10 protein-coding genes are annotated in these 12,176 nt (G+C 64.3%); 7 read left to right on the top strand and 3 right to left on the bottom strand.

Translation table 11 applies throughout. The annotated features are described in order from the left end of the window. Window positions 1–21: 21 nt before the first annotated feature. Window positions 22–894 (top strand): thioredoxin, encoded by an 873-nt coding sequence (gene trxA / locus AB4O22_RS30215; protein WP_013694317.1) that lies wholly within the window; start codon window positions 22–24, stop codon window positions 892–894. Here the strand turns inward: trxA and AB4O22_RS30210 are convergent. Continuing rightward, window positions 891–1,256 (bottom strand): hypothetical protein, encoded by a 366-nt coding sequence (locus AB4O22_RS30210; RefSeq protein WP_223471824.1) that lies wholly within the window; start codon window positions 1,254–1,256, stop codon window positions 891–893. The two genes, trxA and AB4O22_RS30210, sit on opposite strands and share 4 nt — an antisense overlap. A gap of 120 nt (window positions 1,257–1,376) precedes the next feature. Here AB4O22_RS30210 and AB4O22_RS30205 point away from each other — a divergent pair, with 120 nt between their 5' ends. The 5 genes from AB4O22_RS30205 (at window position 1,377) to AB4O22_RS30185 (ending at window position 5,588) form a co-directional block, all read left to right on the top strand. After that, complete coding sequence (locus AB4O22_RS30205) at window positions 1,377–1,961, top strand: DUF2796 domain-containing protein (RefSeq protein WP_223471825.1); 585 nt, start codon at window positions 1,377–1,379, stop codon at window positions 1,959–1,961. Between the two features lie 160 nt (window positions 1,962–2,121). Next, complete coding sequence (locus tag AB4O22_RS30200; RefSeq protein WP_053187667.1) at window positions 2,122–2,832, top strand: ABC transporter ATP-binding protein; 711 nt, start codon at window positions 2,122–2,124, stop codon at window positions 2,830–2,832. 1 nt (window position 2,833) lies between these two features. Next, on the top strand, window positions 2,834–4,099 hold the full coding sequence (locus AB4O22_RS30195) for an ABC transporter permease (RefSeq protein ID WP_223471826.1): 1,266 nt from the start codon (window positions 2,834–2,836) through the stop codon (window positions 4,097–4,099). An 11-nt stretch (window positions 4,100–4,110) separates the two neighbouring features. After that, window positions 4,111–4,629: a DUF3299 domain-containing protein gene (locus tag AB4O22_RS30190; RefSeq protein WP_013694320.1), complete on the top strand. Its 519-nt coding sequence runs from the start codon at window positions 4,111–4,113 to the stop codon at window positions 4,627–4,629. A 260-nt stretch (window positions 4,630–4,889) separates the two neighbouring features. Next, window positions 4,890–5,588, top strand: a complete 699-nt coding sequence (locus tag AB4O22_RS30185) for an OmpW/AlkL family protein (protein WP_223471827.1) — start codon at window positions 4,890–4,892, stop codon at window positions 5,586–5,588. Between the two features lie 136 nt (window positions 5,589–5,724). Here AB4O22_RS30185 and AB4O22_RS30180 read toward each other — a convergent pair whose 3' ends face one another. Further along, entirely contained in the window at window positions 5,725–6,654 is a 930-nt protein-coding gene (locus tag AB4O22_RS30180) for an NAD-dependent epimerase/dehydratase family protein (protein ID WP_003206051.1), read from the bottom strand. Next, complete coding sequence (locus AB4O22_RS30175) at window positions 6,647–7,531, bottom strand: sugar nucleotide-binding protein (protein ID WP_003206053.1); 885 nt, start codon at window positions 7,529–7,531, stop codon at window positions 6,647–6,649. Before AB4O22_RS30175 ends, AB4O22_RS30180 begins: the two co-directional genes overlap by 8 nt. Window positions 7,532–7,824: 293 nt before the next feature. Here AB4O22_RS30175 and AB4O22_RS30170 point away from each other — a divergent pair, with 293 nt between their 5' ends. Next, window positions 7,825–12,138 (top strand): Lhr family helicase, encoded by a 4,314-nt coding sequence (locus AB4O22_RS30170; RefSeq protein WP_460095695.1) that lies wholly within the window; start codon window positions 7,825–7,827, stop codon window positions 12,136–12,138. Window positions 12,139–12,176 lie beyond the last annotated feature (38 nt).

The following is a 12,176-nucleotide window of genomic DNA, read 5'->3' as shown; positions in this document are numbered from 1 at the left end:
AAGCGCTCTACGAGATTGCCCATGACTCAGGAAACGCCCTACATCTTCGACGCCACCACCGCCGATTTCGACCAGTCGGTGATCGCGAACTCTTTCCACAAACCGGTGCTGGTGGACTTCTGGGCCGAATGGTGTGCGCCGTGCAAAGCCCTGATGCCGATGCTGCAAACCATTGCCGAGAGCTATCAGGGCGAACTGCTGCTGGCCAAGGTCAACTGCGACATCGAGCAGGACATTGTCGCCCGCTTCGGTATTCGCAGCCTGCCAACGGTGGTGTTGTTCAAGGACGGCCAACCCGTCGACGGTTTTGCCGGCGCCCAGCCGGAATCGGCGGTGCGGACCATGCTCGAACCCCATGTGCAGATGCCGCCTCCGGCTGCTGCCGACCCATTCGAACAGGCCCAGGCGCTGTTCGACGACGGTCGTTTCGCCGACGCCGAAGCCCTGCTCACGGTATTGCTGGGTGAAGACAACACCAACGCCAAGGCCCTGATCCTGTATGCCCGCTGCCTGACCGAGCGCGGTGAGCTGGACGAAGCGCAGACCGTACTCGACGCGGTGAAAAGCGACGAGCACAAGGCCGCTCTCGCCGGCGCCAAGGCGCAGATCCAGTTCCTCGGCCTGGCCAAGCACCTGCCGGACGCCGCCGACCTCAAGGCGCGCCTGGCGAAAGACCCGCAGGATGATGAAGCGGTGTACCAACTGGCGATCCAGCAACTGGCGCGCCAGCAGTACGAAGCGGCCCTCGATGCACTGCTCAAGCTGTTCATGCGTAACCGCAGCTACAGCGAAGGCTTGCCCCACAAGACCTTGCTGCAAGTGTTCGAACTGCTGGGCAACGATCACCCGCTGGTGACGACTTATCGGCGCAAGCTGTTTGCGGCGTTGTATTAAGCCTCAGCCCCAACCCAGCTATAGAGCGGCGTATCGGCGCCGCTCAGTACCTTGACCTCGGCACAGTGGCGCAAGCGCACCAACAGGCGCTTGCCCGCCGAGGCGCTGCCGGTCAGGCCTTCGAGCTGTTCCAGCAAGTCCGGGCCGCTCAATTGCCCGGCCTTGCGCAGCAGTTCCTTGGCGATCTGCCACTGGGCATCGTCCTGACTCACCGGATTGGCCACCGGTTTGGTCGCCGGTACCGCCACGCCCTCGGACTTGGCCACTTGCAACTGCGCGCCGAGCTGCGCCCAGTCGCCCTCATCCATTTCGATCGACAAGTCCACCGGCCAATCGCCGACGGTTCCGCGTATCCGCAACATCACCGTGCTCCTGAATATTTCATGTTCGCATGCTCCCATGGCCCTTGCGCGACGCCAAGCAGACGGTCAAACTCTCTGCACTTTCGTTATAAGATTACATAACCTTTTCGGAGACTCGTCATGCGTCGTCTGCTTCTCGCTTTGCCGTTCGCCCTGCTGCCATTGGCTGTCGCTCACGCGGCGGTCGAGCATGATCATGACCACGAGCACGGCAGCCTCGGCGCCCATGAACACGGTGTGGGCCGGTTGAACGCCGCCCTGGACGGCCAGACCCTGGAGCTGGAACTGGAAAGCCCGGCGATGAACCTGGTGGGCTTCGAACATGCCTCCACCAGCGATGCCGACAAGGCCAAGGTCGCCGCCGTACGGGCGCAGCTGGACAAGCCGCTGGCGCTGTTCAACCTGCCCGCTGCTGCCAAATGCACCGTGGCCCAGCAGGAACTGGAAAGCCCGCTGTTCGGCGATGAACCGGACCACGAAGACCATGACGACGACGGCGATGGCGACGAGCACCACGGCGAGCACAGTGAGATCCATGCCCACTACCAGTTCACCTGCGCCGCCCCGGGTGCACTGAAGAACCTGGACCTGGCGACCCTGTTCAAAACCTTCCCGGCCACCCAGAAAATTCAGGTACAACTGATCAGCCCGAGCGGCCAGCAAGGCGTGGAAGTGACGGCCAAGGCGCCAGCCCTGAAATTCTGATCCACCGCAAAACCCAATGTGGGAGCAAGCTTGGTGGGAGCAAAGCTTGCTCGCGATAGCGGTCCGACAGTCAACATCCAAGTTGAACGTGATGGCCTCATCGCGAGCAAGCTCAGCTCCCACAGGTGTTCCACAGGTTCCACTATTTGAAGCGGCAAACATGACCCAAGCACTCATCGAACTCTCCGACCTGGGCTTCAGTTGGCCCGGGCATCCGCCGTTGCTGGATATCCCGGCGTTTCGCCTGGAGGCCGGTGAGACGCTGTTTCTAAAGGGCCCGAGCGGCAGTGGCAAGACCACCTTGCTGGGGCTGCTGGGCGGTGTGCAGACGCCGGATCGCGGCAGCATCCGCCTGCTCGGCCAGGAACTCACCGAACTGGGCGCCGGCAGTCGCGACCGCTTTCGCGTCGACCACACCGGCTACATCTTCCAGCAATTCAACCTGCTGCCGTTTCTCTCGGTACGCGAGAACGTCGAGCTGCCCTGTCACTTTTCCAAGCTGCGCGCGCAACGGGCCATCCAGCGCCACGGCAGCGTCGATCAAGCCGCCGCCACGCTGCTGGCCCACCTGGGGCTGACCGATCCAAACCTGCTGGAGCGGCGCGCCGACTCGTTGTCCATCGGCCAGCAACAACGGGTCGCCGCCGCCCGGGCGCTGATCGGCCAACCGGAACTGGTAATCGCTGACGAACCGACCTCAGCCCTGGACTACGACGCCCGGGAAAACTTCCTGCGGCTGTTGTTCGCTGAATGCCGAGAGGCCGGGTCGAGCCTGTTGTTCGTCAGCCACGACCAGAGCCTGGCGCCGCTGTTCGACCGCAACCTGTCGCTGGCCGATCTCAATCGCGCCGCCACGCCACTCGAGGTTTGAGATGTATTTGTTCCGTCTAGCCATGGCCAGCCTGGCAAACCGCCGTTTCACCGCGATCCTCACCGCGTTCGCCATCGCCCTTTCGGTTTGTTTGTTGCTGGCAGTGGAGCGGGTACGTACCGAGGCGCGGGCCAGTTTCGCCAGCACCATCAGTGGCACCGACCTGATCGTCGGCGCCCGCTCCGGCTCCGTGAACCTGCTGCTGTATTCGGTGTTTCGCATCGGCAACGCCACCAACAACATCCGCTGGGACAGCTTCGAACACTTCGCCAGCAACCCGAAAGTGAAGTGGGCTATCCCCATGTCCCTCGGCGATTCCCACCGCGGCTATAGGGTGATGGGCACCACCGAGGCCTACTTCGAACATTACCAGTACGGCCGCCAGCAGCATCTGGAACTGGCCGACGGCCGGGCTTTCGCAACCGATCCGTTCGAAGTGGTGCTCGGTGCCGAAGTGGCCGAGGCGCTGCACTACAAGCTCGGCGACAAGCTGGTGCTGGCCCACGGCGTGGCGGTGGTCAGCCTGGTCAAGCACGACGACAAGCCCTTCACCGTGGTCGGGATTCTCAAGCGCACCGGCACGCCGGTGGACCGCACGCTGCACATCAGCCTCGGCGGCATGGAGGCGATCCACATCGACTGGAAGAACGGTGTGCCGGCCCAGGGCAATGGCCGCATCAGCGCCGACCAGGCCCGCAACATGGACCTCACGCCCCAGGCGATCACCGCGTTCATGCTCGGCCTCAACAGCAAGATTTCGACCTTTGCCTTGCAGCGCGAAATCAATGAGTTCCGTGGCGAACCGCTGCTGGCCATCCTGCCCGGCGTGGCGCTGCAGGAATTGTGGAGCCTGATGGGCACGGCGGAAAAAGCCTTGTTCGTGATTTCGCTGTTCGTGGTCCTCACCGGGTTGATCGGCATGCTCACGGCGATCCTCACCAGCCTCAACGAGCGTCGTCGGGAAATGGCGATCCTGCGTTCGGTGGGCGCGCGGCCGTGGCACATCGCGACGCTGCTGGTGTTCGAAGCCTTCGCTCTGGCACTGGCCGGGGTGACCGCCGGGCTGGCCTTGCTGTACATCGGCATCGCCGCCGCCCAGGGTTACGTGCAGTCGGCCTACGGCTTGTACCTGCCGCTGAGTTGGCCGAGCGAATATGAATGGACGCTGCTGGCTGGCATCCTGGTCGCTGCCCTGCTGATGGGCAGCGTGCCGGCCTGGCGCGCTTATCGCCAATCGCTGGCCGACGGCCTGTCGATCCGTTTATGAGGACGTTGAAGATGCCCCGCGCCCTGCTTGCGCTGTTGATGATGGTCGCCCTGCCGCTGTGGGCGGCCGAGCCGAGGGACCTGGCCTGGTCGGAAATGATCCCGCCGGACGCGCCGCCAGAAGTGCCAAACATGACCCCGCTGCACGACTTGTCGAAGATGAGCGACGCCCTGGCCGCCGAGTCCGCGCCAGCCGCCAAGCAGGATTTGCCCAACGCCCCGGTGGTCAAGGCCCTCGATGGCCAGCAGATTCGTTTGCCGGGCTACATCGTGCCGCTGGAAGTCAGCGAGGAAGGTCGCACCACGGACTTCTTGCTGGTGCCCTATTTCGGCGCCTGCATCCACGTACCGCCACCGCCGTCCAACCAGATCGTGCATGTGAAAAGTGAAGTCGGGGTCAAGCTCGACGAGTTGTACCAGCCGTACTGGGTCGAAGGGCCGATGCAGGTCAAGCCGTCCACCAGTGAACTGGCCGATGCCGGCTATCAGATGGAGGCCGAGAAGATTTATGTGTATGAGCTGCCGGAGTGAACCCGGTGGTGATGTGTTGTTGATGAGATAGCTATCGCGAGCAGGCTCGCTCCCACAGTTGATCGTGTTTCTTCAGAAAGAATACGGTCGAATAATGTGGGAGCGAGCTTGCTCGCGATGGTTCCCTCAAATTTTCCCATCAGCGCTTTTATTGAGCTGAGTCAATTAAACACCCCCTGACTCATTGAGCTGTGTCAAAAGACCGGAGCAGACGGCTTCGTACCATGGGACATCAAATTTCGATGCCCTCTGGAGCCCTCATGAACAAGTCCTTGCTCTGCGCTTCCCTCGCGGCCCTCGCGCTCGCTGCCCCACTCGCCCAGGCCCACACCGCTGGCGATATTATCGTTCGCGCCGGTGCCATCACCGTCAACCCGGAAGCCGACAGCTCCAGCGTCAAGGTCGACCGTGGCCCGCTGGCCGGCGCCGACCTGGGTGGCAAGGCGACCATGAGCAGCGACACGCAGTTGGGCTTGAACTTCGCCTACATGATCACCAACAACCTGGGCATCGAACTGCTGGCGGCCTCGCCGTTCGAGCACGACGTGAAAATCAAAGGCACCGCCCTGGGCGCGGCCAATGGCAAGCTCGGCACCCTCAAGCACCTGCCGCCGACCTTGAGCCTGGTCTACTACCCGCTCGACGCCAAGTCGGCGTTCCAGCCTTATGTCGGCGCCGGCATCAACTACACCTGGATCTACGACGAACACGTCGGCAGCGAAGCCAGCGCCAACGGCTTCAGCAATTTCCGTGCGAGCAACAGCTGGGGCATGGCGTGGCAAGTGGGCGCGGACTACATGTTGACCGACAACATCATGATCAACGGCCAGATTCGCTACATCGACATCGACACCACCGCGTATGTGGACAACAACGCCGTGGCCGGCGGTACCCGGGCCAAGGTGAATATCGATGTGGACCCGTGGATCTACATGGTGGGGTTGGGCTACAAGTTCTAAGCCGAACCTGAAGGTACGAAAATCCCTGTGGGAGCGAGCTTGCTCGCGATGACGGTGGATCAGCCAGCAATCACGTTGACTGACCCGCCGCTATCGCGAGCAAGCTCGCTCCCACAGTTTTTGGGCGGTGAGAATCTCAGCGTCCCAGCAACCGCGCCAGCCCTACGCTCATCGGGGTTTGCGGGGGGAAGCTGAAGCGCTGCAGCAGCCGATGATTGTCGGCCCGCGAATGGCGGATGTCGCCGGAGCGTGCCGGGCCGTAGCTGATCGGAGGCAGGTCGCCCACCACGGCGGCCAGGGCCTGGAGCATCTGCTTGAGGGTCGTGGCCTGGTTCCAGCCGACGTTCACCGCGCCCACTTCCACCTCGGGCTTTTCGATGGCCTGCACCAGCAAATCCACCAGATCTTCGACGTAGACAAAATCCCGAGTCTGCTCGCCATCACCGAACACGGTGATCGGCAGGCCTTTCTGCGCCCGTTCGCTGAAGATGCTGATGACCCCGGAATACGGCGAGGACGGATCCTGGCGCGGGCCGTAGATGTTGAAGAAGCGGAACACTACCGGCTCCAGGTCGTGCTGGCGGCGATAGAAGTCGAAGTAGAACTCGCTGGCCAGTTTGTCCGAGGCATACGGCGTGAGCGGGGCCTTGGGGGTTTCTTCGTCGATGGACTCGCCTTCGCCGTTGTTGCCGTAGACCGCTGCGCTGGAGGCGAACAGCACCCGTTTCACACCGCTCTGGCGCATGGCTTCGCAGACATTCAGGGTGCCGATGAAATTGCTCTGGTGGGTGCGCACGGGGTCGTCCACCGAAGCTTGTACCGAGGCCACCGCCGCCAGGTGCGCCACGGCGCTGCAACCGGCCATGACCCGCGCCACCAGCGCGGCATCGGCGACGTCACCTTCGATCAGTTCGAGCGCCGGGTTGTCCAGCGGCAGGTTGCTGCGCTTGCCGGTGGACAGATCATCGAGGATGCGCACCGAATGTCCCTTGGCGAGCAAGGCGTCGGTCAGGTGCGAACCAATGAAACCCGCGCCGCCGGTGATTAAAACAGGGCCTTCAGCCATGGCGATAAAACCTATCCAGTAAGCTTGGGAGTGCCGCGCGCCAAGCGCGGGGCTTGATCCCGAAAGTGTGCAGAATTTTCTTGCAGGCCAGCACCGCGTGTTGCGGTTCTTCCGCGGCGTCCGGCCGTGCGGCGTGCGCCTGGGGGGTGGGCGACTCGATGGCCAGCGGATGCAGGGCGCGGGCTTCGGTGAGGATCGCCTGGCCCAGCGCCAGCGGCGTAGTCGCCTCGTGGCCGGCGTAATGGTAGGTGCCCCACAGCGGCGCCGCGCAATCGAGTTGCTTGAGCACCGAGATGATCACGCGCGCGGCATCGTCCACTGGCGTCGGGTTACCGCGGCGGTCGTCGGCCAGCAACAGCTCTTCGGGCTGTTCGGCCCGGGCCAGGAAACGCCCGAGGATGCCATCGGCGCTGTCGTCCAGCAGCCAGCCGAACCGCAGCAGCACGTGTTGGGGGCAAGTGGCGCGCACGCTTTGCTCGATCCGCCACAGCGCCTGGCCACGCACGCCCAGGGGCACGGGCTCGTCTTTCTCACTATAGGCCGTGGCGCGGGAGCCATCGAACACGCGATAGCTCGACGGTTGCAGCAAGACGATGTTGTGATGCTGGCACAGCTCGGCCAGGCGCTCGACAGCGCGCTCCTGGCTGGCCAGGCGCTGCTCGCTGACGGCCTCGGCCTGGAACCAGTCGAAGTAGTACGCCAGGTTGATCAAGGCGTCCGGGCGAGTGTCGTCGAGCAGTTGCGTCAGGCTCGCGGCATCCCAACCGTCTTCGGGCGGGCGGGGGGCAAGAAAACCGATGTCTTCTTCTGCACCGAGGCGAATCAGCGCCTGCCCAAGGGCATTTCCGCCGCCCAGTAACATAAGGCGCATTCGCATAAAGTCAGCAGGCCCAGTCTATTGGCACAAGAATTTGGTCGACAACGCCCGCAGGCGTTGTCGGAATCGTTGCATTTTGCGGGTTTAGTGCGCAACCGTCATCCGTAAAGTGCAGATCGCCGGGTTTGGGTGGGACTTGAGGCCGCTATCGCGAGCGAGCTCGCTCCCACAGGAGATCTCAGGTGCTCATGCTATCCCTGTGAGAGCGAGCTTGCTCGCGATGGCATTCTGGCAGGCAATGAAGGTCTCAAGTGGTACTTGCATCTTGCCCAACCCACCCGCATAACTGCCCCATGAATCTGCCTCTCCCAGCCAACCACGCCATGGCCGGCTTTCACCCCGCCGTTCGCGCCTGGTTCAGCCAGACCTTCCCGGCGGTCACGGCCGCCCAGGCCCGGGCGTGGCCGTTGATCGGCCAGCGTCGTTCAACCCTGGTGGCGGCGCCTACCGGCTCGGGCAAGACCCTGACGGCTTTTCTCGCCGTGCTCGATGACCTGGTGCACCGCGGCCTGGAACAGGGCGGCCTGCCGGACCAAACGCTGGTGGTCTACGTCTCACCGCTCAAGGCCTTGAGCAACGATATCCAGATCAACCTGCAAAATCCCCTGGCCGGCATCACCGAACAGCTGCGGCAAATGGACCTGCCGCCCCTGCACATCACCACCGCCGTGCGTACCGGCGACACGCCGCAGAAAGAACGCTCGGCGATGCGCAAGACCGCGCCGCACATCCTGGTGACCACTCCCGAATCGCTCTACGTGCTGCTCGGCTCCGACTCCGGCCGACAGATGCTCGCCAGCACCCGCACGGTCATCGTCGACGAAATCCACGCCATCGCCGCCAGCAAGCGCGGCAGCCACCTGGCCTTGAGCCTGGAGCGTCTGCAAGCCCTGTGCGCCGAACCGCTGATGCGCATCGGTCTGTCCGCCACGCAAAAGCCCATCGAAGCGGTGTCACGTTTTCTCGTCGGTGAGGGACGCACCTGCGAAATCGTCGACATCGGCCACGCCCGCCCCCGGGACCTGGACATCGAAGTGCCACCAGTGCCGCTGTCGGCGGTGATGGCCAATGACGTATGGGAACTGGTCTACAACCGCCTCGCCGAGCTGGCCGGGGAACACCGCACCACCCTGGTGTTCGTCAATACCCGGCGTTTGGCCGAACGCCTGAGCCGTCATCTGAGCGAGCGCCTGGGCAAGGACGCCGTGGCCGCTCACCACGGCAGCCTGGCGAAGGAGTTTCGCCTCGACGCCGAACAACGCCTCAAACGCGGCGAGCTGAAGGTGCTGATCGCCACCGCGTCCCTGGAGCTGGGCATTGATATCGGCGATGTCGACCTGGTGTGCCAGATCGCCTCGCCCCGCTCGATCTCGGCGTTCCTGCAACGGGTCGGTCGTTCCGGTCACCAGGTCGGTGGCATGCCCAAGGGACGCCTGTTCGCCACCACCCGCGACGACTTGATCGAGTGCGCCGCCCTGCTCGACTGCGTACGCCGTGGCGAACTCGACATCCTGCACATCCCCAAGGCGCCGCTGGATGTACTGGCCCAGCAGATCGTCGCCGAAGTCAGTTGCCAGGAATGGTCGGAGCAAGCACTGCTGGAAACCTTGCGTCGTGCCTCGCCCTACGCCGGGCTGGACGAAGGGCATTACCAGGCGCTGTTGCAGATGCTCGCCGAAGGCCTCAATGGCCGCCAGGGCGTGCGCAGCGCCTACCTGCACCGCGATGCCGTGACCCGGACCTTGCGCGGGCGCCGCGGCAGCAAGCTCACGGCGGTGACCAGCGGCGGCACCATTCCGGACAATGCCGACTACGCCGTGCTGCTCGAACCCCAAGGCTTGAACATCGGCAGCGTCAACGAAGACTTCGCGGTGGAGAGCATTGCCGGCGACGTGTTCCAGTTGGGCAATACGTCGTATCGCATCATTCGCGTCGAGACCGGCCGCGTGCGGGTCGAGGACGCCCAGGGACAACCGCCGACCATCCCGTTCTGGCTCGGCGAAGCGCCGGGGCGCAGCGCCGAACTGTCCCTGGCCGTGGCGCGCCTGCAAGCCCAGCTCGATCAACTGCTCGGCGCCACGCCGGGCAACCTGCAACCGGCCCTCGATTGGCTCACCGGCACCCTGCAACTGAACCTGGCCAGCGCTGAACAACTGGTGGATTACCTGGCCCCGGCGCGCCTGGCCTTCGGCGCCCTGCCGTCCCAGGACACGCTGCTGATGGAGCGGTTTTTCGACGAGTCCGGCGGCACGCAACTGATCATCCACACGCCCTTCGGCAGCCGTATCAACCGCGCCTGGGGCCTGGCCTTGCGCAAGCGTTTCTGCCGCACCTTCAACTTCGAATTGCAGGCCGCGGCCAGTGAAGACGCCATCGTGCTCTCGCTGTCCACCAGCCACAGCTTCGAACTGGACGAAGTGTGGCGCTACCTCAACAGCCACAGCGCCGAGCAGATCCTGGTCCAGGCGGTACTGGATGCGCCGCTGTTCGGCGTGCGCTGGCGCTGGAACGCTGGCGTGGCCCTGGCCTTGCCGCGTTACGCCGGCGGACGCAAAGTCGCCCCGCAGATCCAGCGGATGAAAAGCGAAGACCTGATCGCCAGCGTGTTTCCGGACCAGATCGCCTGCCTGGAAAACCTGGCCGGCGAGCGTGAGATCCCCGACCATCCGCTGGTGGAACAGACCCTCGACGATTGCCTGCACGAAGCCATGGACAGCGAAGGCTGGCTGACGCTGTTGCGGCGCATGGAAGCGGGCGAGATTCGCCTGATCAGCCGCGATCTGCCGGCGCCCTCGCCGCTGGCGGCAGAAATCCTCAGCGCCCGCCCCTACACCTTTCTCGACGACGCGCCGCTGGAAGAACGGCGCACCCAAGCGGTGATCAATCGGCGCTGGAGCGATCCACAGGCCACCGATGAGCTTGGCGCACTGGACGCCGAAGCCATTCAGTCGGTCCGCGATGAAGCCTGGCCGACGCCGGCCAATCTCGATGAGATGCATGAAGCCTTGATGAGCCTGGCCTGCATCGCCGACAGCGAAGCCGACGCCCACGCGCCGTGGCTGGATTGGTTGCAGGCATTGGCCGCCAGTGGTCGCGCCAGTCACCTGCAGATCAGTGCCGAGCGGGGTCTGTGGGTGCCGCTGGAGCGCCTGACCTGCCTGCAAGCCGTTTATCCACAGGCCCGCTGGCAACCGCCGCTGACGCCCCTGGCCGGTTTCGATGAAACCTGGGACAGCGACGAAGCCCTGGTGGAAGTGCTCCGCGCCCGGCTCAGTGCCTTTGGCCCGCTGCCGTTGAAGGCCATCGCCTACCCGCTGGGATTGTCGACCCCGCAGGTCACCCAGGCCCTGGCGCAGCTTGAACAACAAGGCTATGTACTGCGCGGGCGGTTCACGCCGGGCACCGGCCAGGAGGAATGGTGCGAGCGGCATTTGCTGGCGCGGATCCATCGCTACACGGTCAAGCGTCTGCGCCGGGAAATCGAGCCGGTGATGTTGCAGGACTTCATGCGCTTTCTGTTCGACTGGCAACACCTGTCATCGTCCACCCAGGGCCGGGGCAATGCCGTGCTGCCGTCGATACTCGGCCAGTTCGAAGGCTTCCCGGCCGCTGCGTCAGCCTGGGACAGCGACCTGTTGCCGGCGCGGATCAAGGACTACTCGCCCAGTTGGCTCGATGAGTTGTGCCGCAGTGGCAAGTGGGTATGGACGCGCCTGAGTGCGCGCCAGAAGCCTTCCGCCAGTGCTCTGCGCAGCACGCCGGTGGTGCTGCTGCCGCGCAACCAGGTGGCGTTGTGGAGCAGCCTGGCCGGGCAAACGGCCCTGGACGAGTTGTCGCCCAAGACGCAAAAAGTCCATCAGGCCCTGAGCGAACACGGCGCGCTGTTTTTCGATGAACTGGCCCACGAAGCCCACCTGCTGCGCAGCGAACTGGAAATCGCCTTGCAGGAACTGGTGGGCGCCGGGTTGGTGAATGCCGACAGCTTCGCCGGCCTGCGCGCGCTGATCACCCCGGCCAGTAAACGCCAGGCCCGCAGCAGCCGGCGCGGGCGCGGAGCGTTTGTCGGTGGTATGGACGACGCCGGGCGCTGGGCCTTGTTGCGCCGCAGCCAACCGGCGCCCGTGGAAGGCAACCGCCCCGCGCCCACACCGCCCGACACCCTGGAACACATCGCCATGACCCTGCTGCGCCGTTACGGCGTGGTGTTCTGGCGCTTGCTGGAGCGGGAGGCGGATTGGCTGCCAAGTTGGCGCGAGCTGCTGCGCACCTTTCATCGCCTGGAGGCGCGGGGCGAGATTCGCGGCGGGCGTTTTGTCAGTGGGCTGGCGGGCGAACAATTCGCCCTGCCCGAAGCCATCCCGCTGCTGCGCGAAACCCGCCGCCGCCCCACCGATGGCAGCCTGGTGGCGGTGTGCGGCGTCGACCCGCTGAACCTGGCGGGCACCTTGCTGCCGGGGGCGAAAGTGCCGGCACTGGCGAGTAATCGGCTGGTGTATCGCGATGGTTTGCCGGTGGCGGCGCAGATTGCCGGCAAGCAGCATCTATGGGTGGAGTTGGATGCTCAAGGGATGGCAGAAATTCGCACCAAGCTGATTCAACACCTTTAGCCAGACACATGATCGTTCCCACGCTCTGCGTGGGAATG

It is taken from the genome of Pseudomonas sp. S3_B11 (genome assembly GCF_054667715.1).
This window is presented reverse-complemented; position numbering and strand designations above follow the sequence as displayed.